The organism is Pelagicoccus albus, assembly GCF_014230145.1.
Classification (GTDB): domain Bacteria; phylum Verrucomicrobiota; class Verrucomicrobiia; order Opitutales; family Opitutaceae; genus Pelagicoccus; species Pelagicoccus albus.
This window is the reverse complement of sequence record NZ_JACHVC010000012.1, coordinates 1,191,487-1,214,727: the sequence shown is the minus strand read 5'-3', so window position 1 is coordinate 1,214,727 and position 23,241 is coordinate 1,191,487. Positions and strand designations below refer to the sequence as shown.

Genomic DNA, 23,241 nt, shown 5'->3' with positions numbered 1-23,241 from the left:
GCGGAGTCGGGAAAATAAACTTGGCCGCGCCCAATTCCTTATTTCGCGGCACCGTAAAGGCTCGTAAGGGCTTCAATGACGAAGTCGGCATACTGGGCGGGAAGAGAGATCCTGGACTCGCCCCCAAAACTCCGCTCGCCCTCGTAGTCTCCAGCTCCTGCCCACTCGTAGACCGCAACGCTGTTGGCCTGCCAAGGCTCAAGGAAAACGACCGGACAATCAAACAGCCGATTGGCCAATAGGTTTCGGCTCCAAAGGTATTTTTCGTCGTCCAGCGGGGCTGCATTTCCACGAGGGTAATCATAGGCAGGCAATCCCGTCGATTCCCGCATGGTACGGACCATTTCCGCCCCGACCTTTTCCTCTACAACATGATAGCCTTTCAACAGCCGTAGCAGCATTTCGATACGCTGATCGGGATCGGCCAACTCGCCATCAAGGTAGCAGCCGTGGATAAGCACATGGGCATCGTTTTTCTCATGTAGGCTCGGATTGTCCGGATCCTCGAAGCCGCTTGCATTGATGTGCAAGGCAACCGCTAGGTCGGCTCCTCCCCATTCTTCGATTTCCTTGGAACGAGCCCGAATCTCCGCTGTGCGGTAAAAGTAACGATTGGCCAGCTTGTCCATCCCCTCTTCGCTGCCCAACTTGAGCAAGGCCGCTACCGTAAAATCCTCCGCCCGCAATTCCGTAACCGGCTGGGCAGACTCCCGGGTCAGGAATACCTCCGCTCCCAGCTCCCGCAGCGCCACCTCCAGCCGCTTCGCAGTCTGCAAGGTCAAATCCCCTTCTCGCACCACGGGTCCGTCGCCAATGGAAAAGGAACGCTCTTCCACCACGCCCCAAATTCCCCCGATGTGCCCGGGATCGATCGCAATGCGTAATCCTTTCAAATCACGTGGCTGATAGGAAAATTGAGCAGCGTCGCCAGCCGCGAATCGCAATCGCATTCTTCCCTCACCGGGCCTGGCTCCCTTCTCGATCCAAACTCCTTTTTCATCGACTTCCATCCAAGGGCGCCAGTCCGCATTGGGCGCATAGATACGGTCCATAGCAGTCACAAATGTGGACTGTGTTATCTTGCCTTGATAGGGCTCTAGCTCAGCCCAGTCCCGATTGGACTCGAGGGCTTCTTCCACCAGGTCGGCAGCATGGCAGAAGGGCAAAGCCGATAGCATTAAGATACAAAGATGCAGAATTGGACGCATGGGGCCGTCGACATGCAATTCCTAGGCCAAGGTCCATTTATTTGGCGGGAAACCTGCTCGAGCTCGGCCTCATGCTGAGGCATCATATCCGCGTCTATACACTCGAACTCGAGCAACCTTGGTCCATCGCCAGCCGAACCGGACGCAATGGGCGCGGTATCGCGGAGAGGAGCGCCGTCTACCTTCGTCTCGACTCCCCAGATGGTACTCAAGGATTTGGCGAAGCCGCCCCCGTTACGACTTACGGCGAAACGAGTTTGGACGTGCTGCGATTCCTACGCGAATTCGACTGGAGCCAGGTGTCCTTTGAGAATTTGGACCAAAGCCTCGCTTACCTGCACAGCCTGCCAGAAGGCGATTTCGCTGCCAAATCAGCCATCGACCTCGCCTTGCACGATGGGGCCGCAAAATTGAAAGGCTATAGCCTGTCCGAGCTCCTAGAAATCGATTTCCAGCCTTCGTCGCTCCCTCCGACTTCCTTCAGCATTGGGATCTCCTCGCCCCAAGAAATAGTCCGCAAGGTACGCGAAGCGGAGCGTTTTCCGATTTTGAAGCTGAAAGTGAGCGCCCAAGGGTTGGAAGAGTCGCTGCAAGCCCTGCGAAGCGTTAGTCCTGACAAGCCCCTGCGGATCGACGGCAACGAAGCTTGGAAATCGAGCGAAGACGCCTTGCACGCCCTTCGCACGATCGAGCGATACGGGCCCATCGAATTCGTGGAACAACCCATGCCTCGCTACACGCCTTTGAAAGAAGCTATCTGGCTCAAAGAAAATAGCCCGCTGCCGCTGGTGGCGGACGAATCTTGCTGCGGGCCGCTAGATCTAGAGCACTGTTCCCAAGCCTTCGACGGCGTAAACGTGAAACTCACCAAGTCAGGCGGAATCGCCCCGACCTTCGAATTGCTCAAGAAAGCAAAAGCTCTCGGCCTGAAGAGGCAAATAGGATGTATGATCGAAAGTAGCCTCGGCATCGCAGCAGCGTTTCAGCTGGGATCTATGGCCGATTGGCTGGATCTGGACGGAGCCTTGCTCACGCGAAATGACCCTTTCGAGGGTTTGGCGGAAAATTGGGGACGTCTTTCCTTCGAACCCACCCAAAAGCTGAGAGGGATCGGCGTTCAGCCAAGTCTAGACCTTTGGACGTCTCATCCGCCACTCGACAAACCGATTCCCCAAAGAGCCCAAACACCTCCCGCACATGCTTGTTATGGGACCTCCGTGCAAGGGGTTCCGCTGGAGGTTCATTTGCCGCAGAGCGGAAATTGCGAGGTCCTGCTCTTTGCGGCCATCCACGGTGAAGAGCCTGAAACCACCACCCTTCTCTCCAAAGCGATCCGCTCGCTCGATGGAATTTCACCCAATTGCGCAGCGGTGCTGTGCGCCAACCCGGACGGCACCTTGCTGGGTACCCGCTGCAACGCAAACGGCGTAGAGCTAAATCGCAATTTCCCAGCCAGTAACTGGCAAAGCGACCCGGTATCCACAAAATGGGCGCCGGATCATGGTAGAGTTAGCTTCTCAACAGGAAGTCATGCAGGTTCAGAACCAGAGACTCAGGCTTTGATCCACCTCGTCGAATCGCTGGCTCCGCAGACCATCATTTCCCTGCACGCCCCGCTCGCTTGTATCGAAGATCCCGATTACAGCCGGCTCGGCTACTGGCTCTCCAAGCGAACCGGACTTCCTCTGGTGGGAAATATCGGCTACCAAACTCCCGGATCTTTCGGGAGCTGGGCCAAAGAAAAAGGCTGGCACGTGATAACCTACGAGCTTCCGCCGCTATCCGTCTCCGCCCTGCACGAGAAGCACTTGGACAACTTGATCGAGCTCCTGCGCAGCGGTTTGGGAGCGATCGAAGAGAACCGGGCCGTCAACGAGTAACTTAATCGAAACGGTCAGAACCTATCTTGCTTTCGATCTGCACGCGGCTGCGTTGCAGGGCTGAGAGAATTATCCCTTCACGCCCTTCGGCTCTTAAATCGGGCAAAACAGCGCAGAGCGCGTAAACACCAAACTGAGTCCGGAGGGGCACGGAAAATCCGCAGACACCTCGGATGTATACTCCGGTATCACGTGCCCCTTCAGGTTGCGGTTCGATGGTAGCGAGCTCCTTTTCCACCTTTTCCGCCGGTAAGGTACTTTCTAAAATAGTTCGAACCTGATCCTCCGGCAATTCACCCAGGATCGCCCGGCCGGGGGCAAGCTCGTGGGCGGGATGAGGAATGGCTCCTACCGGAAAAACAACCCTAAGCAATGACTCTGGGATGCAACGATCGATGGCGGATAGCTTGGATCCCGATAGGGTGAAAAGAGCTACCGTCTCTTTCAACTCAGCCGAAAGGCGCTCCAAATGCGGGCGCACTTCAGAGGCGATATCGATCTGCCTGCAGTAGACCAACTCCGAGAGAGCCGGACCAAGCTGGTAGCCGCCGGCAGAGCCAGAAGATTCCACAAATCCCTCGGCTTCTAGAGCTTGCACGATTCGCTGCACCGTGGAGCGAGCCAAATCCGCCTCTTTGGCAATCCCTGCCAAACTCAAACCAGCCGAATTTCTCGCCAGAATCCTCAAGACATCAGCAGCCCGGGCAATCACCTGAATACCGCCGGCTTTACTCTCAATTTCTCCCGTCATCATTTCTGAGATCATGCTTAAACGTTAAGATGACTGGAGCGCCAAACAAGAATTAAATGATACACTGTATTACATTACGGTACACCATGCACTTGCGATTCTTAAGAAAAAACGAACGCTCTCGGGATTCGAAGGCAGTAAATTTAATCTCGGTAGACCTCCCTAAATGCGGGTGTCGCGAGTAGTCTCTTGCCACTTGTGCAAGCTGCGAAATGCAGTCATCAATTCCGCTTCGTTGAGCTCCCAATCCCCATCGCGATCGAAATTGGCTACGATAAATCCAGAAGCTTTTTCCGGAGTCGCCAGCATGAGGTCAGACTTTTCAGCTTCGAAGCGGGCAAGAGCTACCACGGCTCGAGGAGAGCCCGTCTTCTGTAGCTGGTTGATTCGAGCGATTTGATGCTCGTCGCGCTTGAAGAGAGCGGTGGCCAATTCCGCCTCGTCTACATGGTCGTTCCGGTCGGTATCGATTTTGGCAAACAAGCGACCGGCCGCAGGAGGGTTGTCCGCTCGGGTTTCGCGCTGATCCGAGTTGGCAGCAAAAGCCGAGCTAGCGATGAGAAGTGATGTTATGGCAATTAGCGTTTTCATGGGAGCAGTTAACCACCGCTGCATTACCAAAACTGGTCCCTAAAGATTACGGTTTTGTCACTCCGCAAGGAATCAGCCGCGTGCAAGGCTAGATTTGGAATACAAAAAAACGCTCCAACTCGAGGCTGGAGCGTTTGAAATTGATGCGATGAACAAGGCTTATTCGTCGTAGAAACCGTCGTCGGAATCGTCAGATTCCTCGCTGTAGTCTTCCTCTTCCCAGGCTTCCTCTTCCCAGGCTTCCGGCTGCTTCATCTTCTCAGCGATCGCTGCCGCACCGACACCTGCGCCGATACCGGCTGGAAGCGCCATCATCAATCCCTTGTAGGAGAAGCCAGCGTAGCTGTCTGTGATTAGGGCATCATCGTCGCGGTAAGTCGCCGATGCGTTTGGAGCGAGGAATCCGCCAAAGAGCGAAGTAACTGCGTTTTCGATCAGAGGCACGTAAGCAGCCGCTTGGGGATTCGATTCTAGCGCAACAAGGATCTGGGAGAGATCCACGCCTTTGCTGTAAGCATAAAAGGCAGCGTCATCAGGAAGACGCTCGGTCACCTTGATAAACTCAGGGGTGCTCTTAAGAGAATCGCTGGGGCTTCCGAAAGAAGCCACCCAAGCCGCATCGGTGTAGATAAGAAGATCGTCAGAGTCTGCTGGATCTTCGATGTAGAGTCCGAAGGGAGCACCCTGCAGCAGAGCGGAAAGATCGGCCACGCGGCCATGGTCCGTGTCGACGAACTGACCTTGCACCTGAGCGAGAAGAGGCTCCAAGCGAGGGATCAGAGCGCCTGCATCCTTCAGTGAAATCCACGCTTTGATGTCCGGCATCTGTGGGTTTTCAAAACTCTGGCTCAAGATCAGATCCATTCCACCAGAAAGTCCCGATACGATTTCCGCAATGGTCACGTCGGTACCTGGAACTGGCTGCGACAACCCTTGCATCACCATACCCTCACCCATCGGTCCCATTACTTGGCTAGCCAAGGCCTTGGCGGTAGTTACGATCGCGTCGTAGTCCAAGCGACCGGACATCGCTGTGGTCGCGTCCGCAGGAGCGAATTCAGCGGCTCGGAAACCCGTAGGTTCGAGATCATAAACGCTGAACAAGCCAGCTGGCTCACCCTCGAGCAAAGTCACCGACAAATTACGGAAAAGCCCCTCTTCCACCTCGGAAGAACTCATTCCAATAGAACGAACCGAACCAAAGCCCAAGGTTTCGAATAAGCTTGGGAAATCGATGGGAAACGGAGGTACATTTGGATTCGCTTCGGCAACCTGCTGATAGATCACGTTGAGCTTTTCTCCAATCATTTGCCCGTCGCCATCGAAATCCATGAAACCGACGAAGTCGCCATCAAGATCGAGGTGTTCAGACATTTCCTTGAAGGAACCGGCCTGAAGCGAGAAGGAGGATAGACTGATAGCCGCAGCGGCTAGGGATACTTTTTTTAAGGTGATAGGATTCATTTGCTTAGGTGTTACACAAAAGGATTGGAAAGGGTTACAGAAAAGACGCGCTTGGCTTCGGGCAAGTTAGATTCCCGTCCAAAGGCGAGTTCGTCAAATCGAAGCGCCATTTGCCAGGAGTTAAGCGAAGTAGTGGCCAAATCGGACGAGCAACTCCCAACCGCCGGCGTCTAACGATAGAGCAAACTGAATCTAATTATAGACTCAACTTGAGATAGTAGCTCGAAGGCGCTTACTTAGCAAAATCGCGTTAGGCGAACGCCCCCCCAAACCCCAATCAAGCACTATGCGCCGTATTACCCTTGCAGACATAGCCAAGAAAGCTGGCTACCACCCCACCACCATCTCCATGGCCTTGCGCAACCATCCTAGGTTGCCGGCCGAAACGACCAAAAAAATCCAAGCTCTGGCGGACGAGATGGGCTATCGTCCCGATCCGGCACTAGGAGCGCTTGTAGCATACCGCCGCAACGCATCGCCTAAACAGCAGGCTGCCCCGATCGCTTATCTGACCTATTGGCGCACAGAGTGGGGCTGGAAGAAAAGCATACCGCACCGCAATTTCTACGAAGGAGCAGTCGAGCGAGCCAACCAGCTGGGTTATAAAATTGACCATTTTTGGTTGGGCAAGCCGGGGCTCTCCCACGAGCGGATAAATGAAATCCTGCTCGCTCGCGGTATCCGCGGTTTGATTATCGCCTCCCACAAACTGGGGGAAGACCGTGAGCCCAGATTACAGTGGGACAAGTATAGCTCGGTGAAAATCGACTTTTTCCCGACCTCGCTGCACGTGCATACCATCTCCAATGACCAGCGAGCCATAATCCAACTCGCCTTCCGCAAGGCTCGCGAAGCGGGCTACAAACGTATCGGTTTCGTATTGCCGCGTTGGTGGGACGCCTACGTCAACCACGCTTGGACCGCCGGATTTCTAGCTAGCCAATTGCAGGTACCGGAGCAGGATCGCGTACCTATCAAGATTTTCGATACAGAAGCCCGCTCTTCCGTGGGAATGCCCGTAGCTGAATTCGAAAGCTGGCGCAAGGAGCACAATCCGGAAGTCGTTATCGGCTACTCCGAGTTTGTTAAGTCAGCCTTCGAACTCCTGCAGATAAAAACACCGGAGGATTTCGCCTATATCGATATCTGCCCAGAGACGAAAGACAGCGGAAACGCGGGCGTATTTAATAATTGCCTACGCGTTGGAGAACTAGCTGTGGAAATCCTAGCGGGTCAACTTCAACAAAACCAGATAGGCCTGCCGGATTATCCGACTGTCACCAAAGTGGAAGGTACTTGGATCGACGGGACCTCATTGCCCCTCGCCTCAAACCCCGCTCTCGCCGTTTCCGAGGTCTAGCTCGGCGCCAAAAACTCGTAACGCAAGGCTTCCCAAGGTTCTTGCCAAGTCCAAGCTCAGAAGCAACCTGTAGCCGTTGCTTCGATGAAAGAAATCTTCCTCACATTCCTGCGGCTCGGCTGTTACGCCTTTGGCGGACCGACCGCCCACATGGGCTACTACTTTGAGGAATTCGTAAGACGGCAGAAGTGGTTGAGCGAGGCCGACTACGCCGACACCGTGGCCCTCTGCCAATTTCTGCCAGGGCCCTCGAGCAGCCAAGTCGGCTTCGCTATCGGACTACGTCGGGGAGGCATAGCAGGAGCGTTTCTGGCCTGGATAGGCTTCACCCTTCCTTCCGCCATTCTGATGATCAGTTTGGCGTTGGGATTGAAATACGCAGGGGATTTATCGGAAGCGGGCTGGGTGACTGGGCTTAAACTCGTCGCGGTCGCTGTCGTGGCCAACGCGTCTTGGAACATGGCTAAATCGCTTTGCCCCGATCGTAGCCGGGCTACGATAGCGGTGATCGTGACTATCGGACTCTTGTTGGCCGACTCGCCGCTCTATCAATTGCTCGCCATTCTATTCGGAGCTCTCGCAGGGCTGTTCCTCTACCAGAAGGAGGCGGAACCACCCGCTTCACCCCATGTGCCCGAGACAAGGAGTAAAAAAAGCGGAGCCCTGTACCTCGCCGCTTTCTTCACGCTCCTATTTGGCCTACCGGCAGCTTCACACTTTCTGCCCGACAACCAAGAGCTGGAAATCGGCACCTCATTCTACCAGGCGGGCTCTCTCGTTTTTGGAGGTGGCCATGTGGTACTCCCACTTCTCGAAAGCTCCACCGTACAACGTGGCTGGATCGACGAGTCGTCATTCCTCGCTGGATACGGAGCAGCTCAAGCCCTACCGGGGCCGCTATTCGCTTTCTCTGCCTTTTTGGGAACCGCGATGACAAATGGCCCCCAAGGGATAGCGGGCGGAGTGTTCTCACTGATCATGATCTACCTGCCGGCCTGGCTTCTCGTCTTGGGAGCCATACCTTTCTGGGAACGGATTCGAACGATAAAAGGGGCTCGGGCAGTTTTGATGGGAGCGAATGCCGCCGTCGTTGGACTTTTGTTTGCCGCTCTCTACGACCCGATTTGGACTGGAACGATCAAGGGAAACGCGACCTTCTGCTTCGGACTCGCCGCCTTTTTAGCCCTCCGGATCTGGAAAATGCCACCGTGGCTCTTAGCCGCTACCGGAGCAATTCTGGGACAACTTTTGTTAGGCTAGTGGCCCCTGCCCCCGAGCAGGCTTTTGCTGCGCTCGTTCGTAGGACCTTACGCAGCGAATCGTAATCCTAGCCAACGATTATCTGTTTCAAAACAATCCTCCTTCCCGTGCGATCTTCCGCAAAAACTTCTACCAAAATCTGGACCTGCTTCGCCTTGGTTCTGACTTCAATTACTTCCGCCGCAGAAACGGCTTCACCCACGCCCGCCCTCGCTCCGAGCGATCGGAGCATATTCACCGTCACGGTCGAGAACGACTTTATCAGCAACAACGACCGACTCTATACCAGCGGTGTCCGTTTCGCGAATCTGCTGCCAGAAGGCAAAACGCTGAGCCTGGTGGATTCGACTTTGGGACTTTTCATGAAGAATGACCCGAGCGCTCGACATCGCTATGAAGTCGCACTCGGACAACAGCTCTTCACCCCCAGCGACCTCGACTCGGATACGTTGATCACAGACGACCGCCCCTATGCCGCTTGGCTCTACGCAGCCACCGGATTTACCCAAATCGATAACAACGTCGTCGACCAAGTGGAACTCAGCTTCGGCATGGTCGGCCCCGCCGCTTTGGGCGAGGAAACCCAAGACCTAATCCATAATTTCATAGATGCTCGCATCCCAAATGGCTGGGATAACCAGTTGGAAAACGAGCCAACTCTCCAACTCGTGATGCAACGTTCTTGGCTCCTGTTGCACGAAGCTGAAACCGGTCCAGTGCAGGTGGATTTGATGCCCTTTGTCGGCGGGATCGTTGGAAACGTTTACACCGCGGCCAATGCGGGAGCAGCATTCTCCATCGGCTCTAAATCTAAACGAAGCTACGGCTCACCCCGGCTTGGACTCACTTTACCGGGCAACGGTTACTTCAACTCCAGCCCGGGAGCCTTTTCCTGGCAGATCTTCAGCTCTGTGAATGGAGCGTACATGGCAAGAAACCTATTCCTCGACGGAAATACATTTCGCGACTCCCCCTACTCGATCGTCAAAAAGAAGACCTTGGCGGAGTACCAAATCGGCGTTCAGATCGTCTGGGGCTACAACCGCTTTTCTTTCGTAAACATCACCCGCAGCAAAGAATTCGAAAGCCAAGACAAAGCCGAAACCTACGGAGCCTTCAGCTACTCGCGAGCCTACTAATAAAAGACACCTGCCAAAGCGGTAAGTGCTAACATCCTATCCACCCGCCAAAAACTTGCGACAACGTATCGACCATAAACCTACAAGCAATCACCTATAAACCGGGGATGTGATTGTAGATGCGGAAGATGAATTCGTTTGAGCAAAGCGGAGAATCGTAGTTGTTTTTCGATCTAAACTTGGAAATCCAAAACTCATGAAAAACATACTCCTGTCACTCGTAGCTCTCTCGCTGGCCACTCTGTTACACGCCGCGGATTGCGAAACCTTTATCCCACAAAAAATCGGCACCATTTGGGAGCAGACCTCTTACAACAAAAAGGGTAAGCCCAATGGCTCCGTCCTTCTGGAACTAACAGAGACCAATAAGATCGACGGCGGCGTAGAATATGTCGTCCACCAGGCAAGCCTCGACAAAAAGGGAAAAGAAGTTTTCGAGTCTGATCTCAAATACCGCTGCGAAGGGGATGTGTTCTACGTCGACATGAGCTCATTCTTCCAGCCCGAACAAATGGGAATGAAAGCCGATGCCAGCGTGACCATGGAGGCCATCGATCTGCCCAGCGACCTTCACGTCGGCCAAGAGCTGAGCGACGGATATATCAGTATGGATCTCGCCGCAAGCGGGCCTATCAATATGTCCATCCGCGTCGATGTCGTCGACCGGGTAGTAGAAGGCAAGGAAACCATCACCACCCCAGCGGGAACCTTTGAATGCTATAAGATCTCCCAGCGTGTCCTGACAAAATCGATTATGAGTATCGAGCTCCGCACCATCGATTGGATATCCAAAGAAGTCGGCGGCGTGAAAACCGAGACCTACAAGAAAAATGGATCCCTGCTCGGCTATTCAGAGCTTACACGGCTGGAGATGCCTTAATTTAACGGGCTCATAGGAGCTCAAAATGAAACGGCCGAGGTCCCCCCTCGGTCTTTTTTGTGCCCGAATCGGTTTCAAGCCTACTATCACATAAGATAATATATTAATTACCATTATATCTTCTTTTAAGCGCCTCAAAAAAAAGAGCACCCCCAAGGTAAGGTGTAAAAACTGCATTTTCGCCGGCATCATGGAAACTCTCGACACTCTGTGCAGCAAACTCACCGGCATTTCCTCTTCCTCTACCTATAGCGACGGAACCTTGAAATCATGCACCTTCAAGGAGGAAAACCGTATTCAAACTCCTATAGGAGAAGTCATCCCGCAGTACCGTACCGCCGTATACGGAGAACGCCAAAAGAAGCATCGAGCAGCACTAACCTTCTTTAAGAACGGCCAGCTAAAAAGCGCGGCTCTCGAAGAAGCTACGGCCCTCCAGACTCCCATCGGAGAAATGAATGCCGAGCTTGTGACCTTCTACGACAACGGGTCGCTCAACCGGATTTTTCCTCTAAACGGCCAAATCGATGGCTACTGGTCGGAGACCAATGAAGGCGAACTCGCCGAAGTCCTCGACTTCGACCTGTCGGTTGGAAAGTTCAGCGCCAAGATTATCAACGCACACTTTTATCCTAGCGGCGCGGTGAAATCGATCACCCTATGGCCGGGCCAAAAAATCAGTATCCAAACTCCAGTAGGGGAAATGAGTGTACGCACCGGCTTTTCGCTCTACGAAGACGGCTCCCTTAAAACTGTCGAGCCCTCCGCACCCTTTGAAATCCAAACCCCGATCGGGCCAATCAAGGCCTTCGACGCGGAAATGGTGGGTATCAATTCAGACCAAAGCTCCGTACGTTTCGATACAGACGGCACCCTCACATCGCTTAAAACCATACACACCGGTATCCGTGCCGTAGCGACAGACAACTCCGTCACAGTAATCGAACCATTCGAAGCCCCAAGCCTCATCGAAATGACAGAGATGCGCACCATCCCAATGGAAGTCTGTTTCGATGGAGACAAAGTACAAATCGTGGCGGAAAGCGTCTACGACTTCGATATCGGCAGCTACACCTTCAAGACTTTCCAACGGCTAAAGGTCATTCGCGAAGCTTGTGCCGCCTGTTCGGGCTGCGGAGCTGGCGGCGGATGCTGCCAAGGTTAGGAACCTCCTAAAAGAGAGAGGCCGGCCCGGGAATTCCGGTCTCTCACCTATTTAAACACACGTCAAACCGATCGCTCGGTTTGGCGTTTTTGGTATCTAGGCCCTACTCTGGTAGGGCGTGGGCGCCGCCCCACGCCTAAACCAAGCCCAATCAAGATCCTTGCCCAGAAAGACGCTTGGACGAAAACTCCAAACACCTCAAGGCGTGGCACGGCGGCCACGCCCTGCCTAGAATCGAATCTCACTCCTCACCTAAATGCCCCATTTCACCCCGCGGAAATACCTTTTCCATACTCCGCCTGACTGGATCGACACGACCAAAGCACACTACTTCATAACCATCTGCTGCCAACCCCGCTACAAGAACCAACTTGCCAACCCCGAAATCGCTTCCGCGATCTACGATGGACTCAATTTCCGCATTAAAAGATCACTTCTCTATCCGTATCTCTTTTTGCTGATGCCCGACCACCTGCATGCAATCATTGGATACAACGCAAAGCTCGAACCGCTCGACAAACTAATCGCATCCTTCAAACAACGCCTCGCTCAACAGCACGGCATCAAATGGCAAAAAGGTTTCTTCGATCACCGACTCCGCAACGACGATTCGTATGAAGAAAAAACCCACTACATCTTACAAAACCCAGTACGAGCAGAGCTTTGCGAAACCGCAGAAGAATGGCCCTACAAGTGGTTCGCCAACGATTTCAGGTAGGGTCCGGCCGCCGTGCCGGACCTAGGCGTGGCACGGCGGCCACGCCCTACCCTCGGTAAACAGCTCATTCGATAGCAATCGAAAGGCCTACGAGGCGAATCCAGCCCGAGTTTACCCTCTCGGGGGATAGCCCATCGAAAGTGCTTTTGATAGCATAAGGAAGAATAGCGGCCCCCCGTCCGCTTGGTTAATCCCGTTCTGGTCACTCTTGAATCCGAGAGGCCAAGACACACCCCTACCTCCCATGAAAAAGAAAAACCTGTCGGCGGCCATCTGCTGCGGATTATCGCTATCCATCTATTCTTTCGCAGCTCCTAGTCCTATCTGGTTTAGCAGTCAGGAAGGAAAAACATGGCAGCAGCATGAACTTGCGAACATTTCCCCGGCTTCGGAATCCGAAGCCCCAAACCTGCGCTTCGACCCTTCCCGCACCTACCAAACGATTGATGGCTTTGGCGGCTCGTTCAACGAACTCGGCTGGGTCGCCCTAAAAACAGCGACTCCCGCGGACAGAACAGCCGCTCTAGAAGCTCTTTTTGGCGACGATGGCTGCGGCTTCACCCTTGCTAGAATCCCCATCGGCTCTAGCGATTTCGCCATCAATCTCGATGGAGATCCATCCACTCCCGACGATGACGACTATTCGCTCGCGGAGACTCCGGAGGACTACCAGCTAAAGCACTTCTCCATCGACCGAGACCGCAAGAACCTGCTCCCCTACATCAAAGCGGCAATGGAAACCCAACCCAACCTACAGTGTTGGGCATCTCCTTGGAGCCCTCCAGAGTGGATGAAGGAAAACAATTTCTACGCGGGCGGTTCACTCCGTTGGGAGCCCAAAGTACTAAAGACTTACGCCAACTACTTCTCCAAATGGATCAACGCCTACCAAGACGAAGGCGTGAACATCTTCGCTGTCACCCCCCAGAACGAACCAAACCAGTGGCAACCCTTTCCTTCCTGCGTGTACACCGGAGATCAACTCGCTGAATTCATAGGAGATTATCTTGGCCCGACTTTAGCAAAGAAGAATAAGGAGGTGGAGCTCTGGTTCGGCATCAATGGAGATCCCCAACACGACGGTGACAACTTCAACAACCGAATTGTATCCGTCCTAGAAGACAAAGAGGCTAATTCCTACCTCACCGGCATCGCCTTCCAGTACGATAGCAAAAACCAAATTGCCGTCGCCAACGAAGTCTATCCGGACAAGAAATTGATGCAGAGCGAATCCATATGCTTCAACGGCGACAATAGCTGGGCTCAAGCTATGGAGTTGTACAGGCTAATAAAGCGCCACATCGATGGCGGAGCCAACCAGTACTACGCATGGAATATGGTTCTCGATGACAGCGGACTTGGTCCTTGGAACTGGCGGCAAAATGCTCCGATCAGCGTCGAGAAGGCTACTGGCAAGGTTATCTACAACGGCGAATTCTTCACCTATAAGCACTTCAGCCACTACGTACGTCCTGGAGCAAAAAAAATCCTGAGCACCGGAGATTGGGGGGATTGTATCGCTTTTCTGTATACGGATGGTTCAGTCGTCGCAGTCATTGCTAATTCTTCAAACGATCCACATGTCGCCAGCTTACAGGTGGCAGGATCAGACATAGTCGTATCTCAGGAGTTTCCAGCCCAATCGATCAATACGGTCGTTTTCCCAGCTCCTTAAAGCGCCCCTATAAGAACTAAGGCGTACAAATCATACGGATACAGACCTCCCTCCCCTAACGAAAGCCGATGCCAGGAAGCTTCCTGCATCGGCTTTTTTGCCTCTAAGGAGCTCGCAACACTACAATTCACGACGGGATCGAACACCGAGTGGCAGCGAATAAGTGATTACAAAAAGGCAAATCGCCCCAACCGGAACGACCCGCCCATAACCCAACTCTTATGCCCAATCTTGGGCGTAACACAAATTTTAGAGAAGCGGCGTAAAACGGTATAGTCCCGCTCCGTGCGGTGCGATTTCTCGCTCGAAATTGCCTTCAAACTCGCCGAGCGCCTCCTCTGTCCAAAGGTCTACCACCTTTACCTTGCCACTAAGACCGAGATCCTTGAGGGCGACAGAGACCGACGTATCCACTTCGATCGATTTGCTGGCATCTTCTGCTAGCACGCCAAACATGACCGAACCATCCTCCGTCACCACTCCTTTAGTCGTGAAGCGATCGTAACCAGCTGGAATATCGAAAATGATTTTGGATTGGGAATGTGTCCCGATTCCGGATACAGAATTACCTTCGGCCTTCAAAGGTTGCCCCTCGCAAGTCAGGTCCACCTGAGGGCTTCCCCAACCAGAATCCGCGTAGGTCCATTCCAGTTCGGTTAAGCTGAGAGTCCCCTCTGGGCCATGCAGAGTCGGCTCTACCCAAACGGCGTGATCCCAGCTAATGCCATCGCCTCCGTCGGTAACAAAAAGCACCAGTCGAGTAGCGTCACCAATATTCAGTGATACTTCTTGCGACTGCCCCTTACCGGCGATAACGGGACTTGCATAGTCTGCATCTTCGAAGTCGAGATTCTCTCCCTCGCTTTGAGCATTAAAGAGAGCGACATATTTGTCATCGCTTCCAGGAACGTCCGCCACCCAAACGATATGGTTTCGTTCGCGAGAAACTTGCCGATTGTTAGTGCTGTTTTGATTGACCTCAAGCATCGGCGGGTGGGTCAGCATTTTCAAAGTGAAGTCATCCAGTTTGGTCATATCTCCACCAAAGATCAGGGGAGAGCGAGCAATGCACCAAAGCGTCATCAAGGTATACTGCTCATCTTTGGTGAAATTGGTTGGGCGATCAAATTCAACAATCCCAATTGGCAGCATATCTGCATCCGGCCAAGCGCCGGGCTTACGGAATGGAGTCCACGTATCCGTTCTCTCAAACATCGCCTCAAGAAGGCCCCAACGATCCCAGAAATCATCAGTGATACGCCATAAGTTCGCATGCTCGGAAACATGCTCACCCGCCTCTATCGGAGTCGCTCCTGGAGATAGGCTTAGGACGATCGGCCGACCTGTTTTGTCGATGGCCTTGCGAATGGCTTCGATTTCCGCCTTTTGCACATCGTCATAGGGGCGGGAGATATCATCCACCTTCACATAGTCGACTCCCCAATCGGCATACATTTGAAAAATCGAATCGTAGTAGGCTTGGCCATCTTCGGTCGTAGCATCCACACCGTACATATCCGGATTCCAAGGACAGATCGAAGAAACGATCCCAACCTCCGCTGCAGTCGCATCTGTGCCTAAAAGGGCGGTGTCGCGGTCCACAGCTTGGCGAGGAATTCCTCGCATAATGTGGATACCGAACTTCAACCCCTTCGAACGCACGTAATCGGCAAGAGGCTTGAAGCCTTTTCCGCCTTCGGCTGAAGGAAATCGGTTCACAGCCGGAGTTAGCCGACTATATTGATCCATACTCAACTCCGCACCAGCCTTATAGTGGTGACCGGTGGCGCCCGGCTCGTACCACTGTATGTCTACCGTCAATACATCGTAGCCCGAGGGCAAGAGCAGCTCCGCCATGGCATCGGCTTGCTCCCGAACCTGGGCCTCGGTGACTGAGGTCCCGAATATATCCCAACTATTCCAACCCATTGGCGGAGTGGGGGCTAGCACCCAGTGGCTGGGTTCAGCTTGAACGGGGTTGAAAGAGAAACTAAGGGCGGCAACGGCACCGCAAACGATTAGTGGCTTCATAAAGAGGTAAAGTTAGGGGTGTGGTCGAACAAATCGACCGAATAAGCTAACATTTCCCACAACAGGCGCCTATCACCTTTTTGGGGGAAACGGACCCGCGAGTAAATCCGGGGCTGGCCTAAATGATCGCGTAGACGATCTCAGTGCAGATGCACAATACCGTGACGTATCGCTGTAATGGCTGCCTCAGTACGATCTCTAACACCCAATTTGACGAAAAGCGTCTTCAGATGGGATTTTACTGTTTCATCTGAAACGGACAGATTTTGAGCGATCTCCTTGTTGCTACGACCCTTGATCAGCGACTCTAGGACTTCTTTTTCTCGTTCAGTCAACTGCTGGCGCTGGGACCGTTCTTCCAAGCGATCGGCGACCTGGCGGGGGAGTATCTCGTCTCCCTCGAATACCCCCCGAATCGTTCCCGCAATTTCTTCTACGGCCATGTCTTTGAGCAGATAGGATTTGGCCCCGCTTTGAATGGCTCGATAGATATCCTCGTCTAAATCGTAAGTAGAGAGTACGATAATTTTAGCATCCGGATGCTTCCTGCAGATCGAGAGGATAGCTTCCGCTCCACCCATGCGATGCATGCGCAGGTCCATCAGGACGATGTCTGGCAAAACGTCGTCATAGACCTCGATCGCCTCCTCACCATCCGAAGCTTCCGCAACGACCTCCATGTTGGGCTGACTGTCGATCAAAGCGATGATTCCCATCCGCATCGAGGGATGGTCGTCAACGACCAGTATCTTTATGTTCGAACGAGATGCCTCACGGGTCTCCTCCGACGTGTCTTTGGGGATTCCAGAATTCATTTTCGGGGTAAGGCAGATGAGCCAATCCGCCATTCGCTACATTAACAGAAAACAGCCCGACCCGCCCTCACCCATTAGGGTGAATTTGACCTCTTTCAGCAAATTTACGAATTTTCTGCGGGCCCAAAATCCTGATACACGAGCTGAGAGCCCTCTATTCCCCTTGCCCCGCAACTTGATTGCTATACTAGTAAGTCACCTATCCCCGATCCATTAGTCGTTTTCATAGACGAACGAATGGTTCGATTTCATCCTACCGCCTACACCCCATTGACGCATTCATCTCCCTACAGATTAGTGGTGATCTTACTCGTCGCCCATTCACTGCTAGCTGGATATTTTTCTCCCAGCCTATCGGCAGAGGAAGATCCAAACCTCATCACCACAGCAGCGCAGGCTCGCGCCTTGACTCCAGAAGAAGCAGCAGAAGAGCGGCCCATCCTCTTGCGAGGTTGCTTCATGGGCAGCGGCGCGTTTTCTTTCTCCTTTCAGGACGAAACAGGACCGCTCTTCATCTTCACCGAACCCCATCTCAGCGAGGGGTTTGAGATCGGAGATCTCGTCGAAGTGGTCGGCGTAACAAATCCGGGTGACTACGCCCCTTGCGCCTACGCTAGATCCATCAAGAAAATCGGCACCGTAGAGGTTCCAAAACCGATCAAGACTACCATCGCAGAGCTAAGCTACGGCCAGATGGACGCTTATTGGGTGCAGGTCGAAGGAATCGTGCGAAACATGGAGATCGTGCCTGACATACTGGTGCCTGGTCCGGACCAGCCAGAGCCCGATCCCGAAAACATGCATACAAAACTCAAGCTGGCTGATGGGAATTCAACCTCCGTAGTAGAGGTCACTAGTATTCTCGATCCCGCTCTCTATATCGACGCCAAGATTCGCGTGACGGGGCACTGCTTCTATTTGCACAACGGGAACCGCCAATTCGTCCGGCCCAATATCCACACACTCCACGATGAGGTGCCCGAAATCATCGAACCTCCCCTACATCGAGACTTCGAGGGAGAGACTCGCCCCGTCTCTAGCCTCTCAACCTTTGACCACACTGGCGGAAACCCTGGCCGACGAGTTCACGTACGTGGCGTCGTGACTCACCAAAGAGAAGGGATTGCGGTTTGGATCCGAGATCGTGGACAAAGCCTTCAAATCCAAGCCCCTCAAACCGAATCCCTCTCACCCGGCGACGTAATTGACGTCTTGGGCTTCCCCGAACCGGGCACCTATAGCCCCGTGTTGGAGGACGCGGAATTCAAGAAAACCAGCCAAACGACCCCGCCCGAGCCGGTCCCGCTGCAGGACCTTCGCATGATCATCAGGCACGATTCGGATCTCGTGCAACTGGAGGCCGAACTGACCGAAATCCAGCGTTACGCGGAAAGCGTAGAGCTTACTCTGGAGGCACTCGGCACCACCGTACGAGCTTCGCTCCTCAGCAGCTCAGACTTTGACTCCCTCGCTGACTGGCGCCCCGGCAGCATCGTTCGAGCATCCGGCATAGCCACAGTCGGAGAAGGCGAAACCAAGCCTCTCAACGGCATCTGGTTTTCGGAGTCGCTGCACCTCCTTCTGCGCAGTCCCGAAGACTTAGCTATCATCACTCCCGCCCCCTGGTGGAACGCGCAACGCATCTCCTACGCCTTGGGCGCCGTCTTAGTCCTAGCCCTCATTATGATCGCCGGTATCGTCTGGTTCTCCAAACGGCGTTTCCGTGAACAACAATTGCAGCGGGCGATGGCAGAATCGGAATTTTCCGCTATCCTTTCAGAGCGTAACCGAGTCGCACGCGAGATTCACGATACACTGGCACAAAACATCGGGGCGATCTCCGTGCACCTCGAACTCGTTCGTACGGATTCAAAAAACCTCAGCGAACCTACTCAAAACCACATTCAAACCGCCCACAAACTTGCTCGCACAGCCCTCGCGGACGCCCGTGAATCGATCTGGAACATGCGCTCTCAGGTCTTAGAAAAATATGACCTCGGAGGGGCCCTAAAGAGAATCGCCACGCAGCTAACCGAAAATACCGGCATCGACACCCTCGTCGAAATCAAAGGCGATCGCCGACGCCTGCCCCCAATCGTGGAAAACAATCTCCTGCGAATCGGACAAGAGGCAGTCACCAACGCCTGCAAGCACGCCGAACCAACCCGCATTTCCGTAAGGCTCGTCTACAGCGAACGAAAAGTTGAGCTAAGCATCTCGGATAACGGGAAAGGCTTCCGCACCGACGCCGTTCCCTCTGGTGCGAAACGCAGTTTCGGATTGGTTGGGATCCAAGAGCGAATCGAACTGCTCGGGGGCGAGATCGAGATAAAAAGCGAAGTAGGAAAAGGAACCGAAATCAAAGCGACAGCCCAAGACTAGACATGACAGAGACAGAAACGATTGAGACGATAAAAGTGATGATCGCCGATGACCATCCCCCCATGCGCATGGGCTTGATTTCCCTCATAAATAGCCAGAAAGGCATGTCTGTCATCGCCGAAGCCTCCGATGGGGAGGAAGCGGTAGAAGTCTACGAAGACACCAAACCTGACGTAGTGCTCATGGATCTGCGTATGCCGGGAATGGGTGGAGCGGATGCCATCTTGCAAATCCGCAAGCAATACCCGGACGCCCGGATTATCGTTCTCTCAACTTTCGACTGGGATGAGGATATTCATCGAGCCCTCCAATCCGGAGCCGCGTCCTACCTGCTCAAAGACATGCCCATCGAGGATATCGCCGAGACAGTGCGAAACGTTTTTCGAGGCGAGGCATCACTACCTGACAGCGTCGCCCAACGCCTGAAAGAGCGGTCAAAACGAGATCAACTAACCGAGCGCGAACGCGACGTGCTCGAAGCCCTTACCAAAGGAAGAAGCAACAAGGAGATCGCCTCGCGCCTTTCCATTTCGGAAGAAACCGTCAAATCCCACCTCAAAACGCTCTTCTCGAAACTGCACGTCCGAGACCGAACCGAAGCCGCCATCGAAGCAATCCGCCACGGCATTATTCACCTGGACTGAGCTGCTGCTGGATACGTCGCGCGATTCAAGCGTCTGACATCAAGGTTTCAACGTTCCTTCACCCCGACTCGGAGTAACACGGATTCCCCTTCATTTAAGGTCTTGCTGTGGCGTAAGAGCTCCACGCCTTCGAACGTCTCGATCGTTTCGGTTACACCCTCGGATTCCGTCCAATCTCCCTCCAAGCCAGAAGACGCTTCCACTACAATCTCAAGGTCCGTGGCGGCGGTCGAGATTCTATAAAGCAAGCTGAGCATCGGTTGCGAAGAATCGATGCGCGGCGAAACGCTTACGTCAGGTACCAAGGGATCTCCGCCAAAAGCACGCTCGAGGAGGTTCACGACTCCATCACCATCCGGATCCGCCAGATCCGCAGCGTCTCCCAAACTTTCCGAAACTCCGAAATGCTCCATTCTCCACGTTTCGGCGGGAGGTACAGTCTCGACCAGCAGAGCTTCTACGCCCGAGCTCTCACCAACCGAATTTGACGCTAAGACAAGGTAGTAGTAGCTCTGCCCTCCAATAATCGATGAATCGGTGTACCAACTTTCGGATACAGTGTCTATAATCTCGAACACTCCGTCCGCAGAGGCCGAACGTGATATCACGTAATCGCTTGCACCCGTTATCGCGGGCCAAATAAGAAAAACCTCCCCTTGTTCATAAACTGCCTCCGGGCTCGGAGGGGCGGGTACCTCAAGTTCAGCTAATGCTGGGATATCTTCGGCAGGGACGGCAAAACCGTACATCTGGAAATCATCCAAACGCCCCGCAAAGAGTGTCGCAGTACTAGAGGAACCCTTTCCGAGGTAGTTGAGGAAGGGATTGATTTCCGAAGGCTTAAGAGAACTATCCGCAGAATCGGCGAGGACTCCATTTAGGTAAAGAGCAGCCCGCGAGCCGTCCATAGTCACCGCAACGTGCGTCCAACTGGAGCTGGGTAGCTCTGCTCCCAGCAGTTCGGTAGAAAGCTCACCGAACTCTATCAAGAAGCGCGATCCTCCCGCAGCAGACTTCGGCGTGAAACTAAGCCCAGAACCTTCTCCGTCAGAAAAATCGAATACTCTTTGCTCATCGGAGCTACCCGTCCAGTAGACCCAAGTAGAAATAGTAAGCTGGTCGTGGTTCACCACATTAGCTGGGAGGTTCGCGTAGAAAGTAGCGCCGTTGAAATAGAGGGAGTTTTCACCATTTTTCCCAACCACGTAACCTGCGTCGGAACTTGGTTCCAAATCGTTGGCGTTTCCAGAGCTGTCGGAAGTATCCTGCTCGAAGTCGAAGTAAACCAAACGAGGAGAAATACCTGTTGGACTGGCAGAAACTTTTTCCGAGGCCTCTGAAAGATTAAGCGACATGTCCGAACTGCGAACGTAATAGGAGTATGTGACATCGCTACGGTTTGCCGCCTTATCTACAAAACGAGCTGTGGTAATGCCTCGAGCAATTAGATCATATCCAGAATCTGGATCAGTAGAGCGGTAGACATTGTACCCTTTTAGGTCAGACTCTGTATTCGCTAACCATTCGAGACGGACAGAGGCAGATTGCTGGATCGCGGTCAATCCTCCAGGGCTTACGGGAGCATCCGACTCGACCATTGCTCCCGCAGGAATCAGTCGCCACTGCTGATATGCCTCTCCGTTTCCATTCCCAAGCTGGACGTTCGCTCCCGCTGCCGAAGATCCGCCCGCGACCTCCAAATACTTTCCACTGTAGCGACTACGGATGGTAAAGTATCCATTCTCCACGTACTCAAGAATCCATTGCTGGTTGCTCCCTGCCCCATAATCATAGAGACGTACATCCGCTCCTGCATCCAAATTCCAGTTCCAAACATCACCCGTTTTCTCACTGGCGTGGTAGGGTTTGATTGAAAAATAGGTCCAGTCACCTCCCACCGTCTTAGGGACTCGGTTAACTAGCCAAGACTGGTAGGCTTCATAATTGGCTTCGCCTTGCTGAAAGTTGGCTCCATTTTCCGTACTTCCTCCAGCCACCTCCAATACCATTCCACTGTGGCGATTGACCAGGGTATAGCGTCCTGCAATTTCAGGTTGGATATCCTCTCCCCAAGTCACGTGCACCACGCGCTCCGCGTTGTGGTGATTCTCAGTTTGATAACCCGTACCTCCCGTAGTGCTGACCAGATATGATCGCTGCGGACCAACGCCGTCAAAATAAACGTCGCGATCTTTGGATACAAAAAGATAAGTGGTGGGCCGAGCCTGTCGCTCAGATTCACCTACAAATGCTTGGACCTTGCCATCGAGACCCCGATAAACTGAAGCTGCGGTCCAGTTCGTCCTATGCTCAGCATAGCCGAGTCGCTGCCCATCACTGGTTTTGACGAACTCTCCGCGAGCATATTCGGCACTTCCCCACCATATGCCGGCGTTCATGCCATATTCGGCACCCACCATGGCTTCCATGACGTTGTGCAATTCGTCGTTTGTTCCTAATCCGCCATTCTCAGAAACGTATTCAAAAAAAGCGGCATAAGTATCGAAATTTCCGGCTAATTGGTGGGTAGTCCCCTCATCGACAACCGTCTTCAGCTGACTGTACCATGCGATTGCGAGGTCATTGTTAAGCGTATTCCCTCCACTTAGACGGATATCGGACCACTCGTCTTTGTAGCGGGTATCATTTTTTATTATCTCACATATCTCCTTCAAACTATCAACGGTACCCAGATTGTTTTCCAAGAGATCTGGTTCATTAAATGGAGCCACCGAAACAACAGTCCTTCCTGCAGCTTCCGCCTTCCTTCGCGTAAGATCGATCAGTTCTACCCAACGCTCTGGTTCAACACCATTTGTACCTTGAAAGTATGAGTCGATTCCGTCCGAGTCGTTATTGAAATACAGCTCTGTATCGGATTCGGTGTAAGTATCTACGATTCGCATACGTTCATCGAATTCGGCCTGTCGGGAAGACTCAAGGTCACCATTTACCAACGCCCTATCTCCCGTGAAGGAAAACCGGATCACATCGACCTGTGGCTTCCCCATGAACTCGACTCCCCGAATCACATTACCAGCATCAAGCCACGCCGTATCCAAACCCCAAGTTTCGATACGCTTAGCCTCACCTTCAGCATCCACATCGAACAACACAGTCCGGTCCTGAGCGACGGATACAGATGCAAGTGCCAAGGCCAAAACCGGCGACGCAAGTTTTCGAATAGCTTTCCGACCTAAAACGATTTTCGGGCGAAAAGGACTTATTTGTCTGTTTGAGGTTTTCATAGTTCTAGGAGGGCGGTGGGCGTTAAGACA

The 23,241-nt window shown here is 53.3% G+C and carries 17 protein-coding genes; 10 read left to right on the top strand and 7 right to left on the bottom strand.

Annotation, left to right across the window (positions count from 1 at the left end; genetic code table 11):
- Positions 1-38: 38 nt before the first annotated feature.
- Positions 39-1,208, bottom strand: coding sequence for an N-acetylmuramoyl-L-alanine amidase (locus tag H5P27_RS14725; protein ID WP_185661153.1), 1,170 nt, complete (start codon positions 1,206-1,208; stop codon positions 39-41).
- 71 nt (positions 1,209-1,279) lie between these two features.
- On the opposite strand from H5P27_RS14725, the gene mpaA reads away from it, so the two are divergent.
- On the top strand, positions 1,280-3,088 hold the full coding sequence (mpaA, locus tag H5P27_RS14720; RefSeq protein ID WP_185661152.1) for a murein tripeptide amidase MpaA: 1,809 nt from the start codon (positions 1,280-1,282) through the stop codon (positions 3,086-3,088).
- 1 nt (position 3,089) lies between these two features.
- On the opposite strand, the gene H5P27_RS14715 is transcribed toward mpaA, so the two are convergent.
- The 3 genes from H5P27_RS14715 to H5P27_RS14705 all read right to left on the bottom strand — a co-directional run bounded on the left by H5P27_RS14715 (position 3,090) and on the right by H5P27_RS14705 (position 5,894).
- On the bottom strand, positions 3,090-3,854 hold the full coding sequence (locus tag H5P27_RS14715) for an IclR family transcriptional regulator (protein WP_185661151.1): 765 nt from the start codon (positions 3,852-3,854) through the stop codon (positions 3,090-3,092).
- A 147-nt stretch (positions 3,855-4,001) separates the two neighbouring features.
- Positions 4,002-4,430: a hypothetical protein gene (locus H5P27_RS14710; RefSeq protein ID WP_185661150.1), complete on the bottom strand. Its 429-nt coding sequence runs from the start codon at positions 4,428-4,430 to the stop codon at positions 4,002-4,004.
- Positions 4,431-4,589: 159 nt separating this feature from the next.
- The gene (locus H5P27_RS14705; protein WP_185661149.1) at positions 4,590-5,894 is read right to left on the bottom strand and encodes a hypothetical protein; all 1,305 of its coding nucleotides are present in this window, start codon (positions 5,892-5,894) and stop codon (positions 4,590-4,592) included.
- Positions 5,895-6,180: 286 nt separating this feature from the next.
- On the opposite strand from H5P27_RS14705, the gene H5P27_RS14700 reads away from it, so the two are divergent.
- From H5P27_RS14700 to H5P27_RS14670, 7 genes are all read left to right on the top strand, one after another.
- Positions 6,181-7,254, top strand: coding sequence for a LacI family DNA-binding transcriptional regulator (locus tag H5P27_RS14700; RefSeq protein ID WP_185661148.1), 1,074 nt, complete (start codon positions 6,181-6,183; stop codon positions 7,252-7,254).
- Positions 7,255-7,338: 84 nt separating this feature from the next.
- On the top strand, positions 7,339-8,514 hold the full coding sequence (gene chrA, locus H5P27_RS14695; RefSeq protein WP_185661147.1) for a chromate efflux transporter: 1,176 nt from the start codon (positions 7,339-7,341) through the stop codon (positions 8,512-8,514).
- A 107-nt stretch (positions 8,515-8,621) separates the two neighbouring features.
- Positions 8,622-9,653: a lipid A-modifier LpxR family protein gene (locus H5P27_RS14690; RefSeq protein ID WP_185661146.1), complete on the top strand. Its 1,032-nt coding sequence runs from the start codon at positions 8,622-8,624 to the stop codon at positions 9,651-9,653.
- Positions 9,654-9,849: 196 nt separating this feature from the next.
- Positions 9,850-10,533 (top strand): TapB family protein, encoded by a 684-nt coding sequence (locus H5P27_RS14685; protein ID WP_185661145.1) that lies wholly within the window; start codon positions 9,850-9,852, stop codon positions 10,531-10,533.
- A gap of 190 nt (positions 10,534-10,723) precedes the next feature.
- Positions 10,724-11,698, top strand: coding sequence for a toxin-antitoxin system YwqK family antitoxin (locus tag H5P27_RS14680; protein ID WP_185661144.1), 975 nt, complete (start codon positions 10,724-10,726; stop codon positions 11,696-11,698).
- Positions 11,699-11,954: 256 nt separating this feature from the next.
- Positions 11,955-12,416, top strand: a complete 462-nt coding sequence (locus H5P27_RS14675) for an REP-associated tyrosine transposase (protein WP_185661143.1) — start codon at positions 11,955-11,957, stop codon at positions 12,414-12,416.
- Positions 12,417-12,660: 244 nt separating this feature from the next.
- Positions 12,661-14,091 carry a glycoside hydrolase family 30 protein gene (locus H5P27_RS14670; RefSeq protein ID WP_185661142.1) on the top strand — a complete coding sequence of 477 codons (1,431 nt, stop codon included), beginning with the start codon at positions 12,661-12,663 and terminating at the stop codon, positions 14,089-14,091.
- A 249-nt stretch (positions 14,092-14,340) separates the two neighbouring features.
- Here H5P27_RS14670 and H5P27_RS14665 read toward each other — a convergent pair whose 3' ends face one another.
- Both H5P27_RS14665 and H5P27_RS14660 read right to left on the bottom strand, forming a co-directional pair.
- Positions 14,341-16,122, bottom strand: a complete 1,782-nt coding sequence (locus H5P27_RS14665; RefSeq protein ID WP_185661141.1) for an NPCBM/NEW2 domain-containing protein — start codon at positions 16,120-16,122, stop codon at positions 14,341-14,343.
- A gap of 140 nt (positions 16,123-16,262) precedes the next feature.
- Entirely contained in the window at positions 16,263-16,937 is a 675-nt protein-coding gene (locus H5P27_RS14660; protein ID WP_185661140.1) for a response regulator, read from the bottom strand.
- A gap of 237 nt (positions 16,938-17,174) precedes the next feature.
- Here H5P27_RS14660 and H5P27_RS14655 point away from each other — a divergent pair, with 237 nt between their 5' ends.
- On the top strand, positions 17,175-19,319 hold the full coding sequence (locus tag H5P27_RS14655) for a sensor histidine kinase (RefSeq protein ID WP_185661139.1): 2,145 nt from the start codon (positions 17,175-17,177) through the stop codon (positions 19,317-19,319).
- Positions 19,320-19,321: 2 nt separating this feature from the next.
- Complete coding sequence (locus H5P27_RS14650; protein ID WP_185661138.1) at positions 19,322-19,963, top strand: response regulator; 642 nt, start codon at positions 19,322-19,324, stop codon at positions 19,961-19,963.
- Positions 19,964-20,010: 47 nt separating this feature from the next.
- On the opposite strand, the gene H5P27_RS14645 is transcribed toward H5P27_RS14650, so the two are convergent.
- A complete protein-coding gene (locus H5P27_RS14645; RefSeq protein ID WP_185661137.1) occupies positions 20,011-23,211 on the bottom strand; it encodes an RICIN domain-containing protein in 3,201 nt (1,066 codons plus the stop codon).
- Between the last annotated feature and the right edge of the window lie 30 nt (positions 23,212-23,241).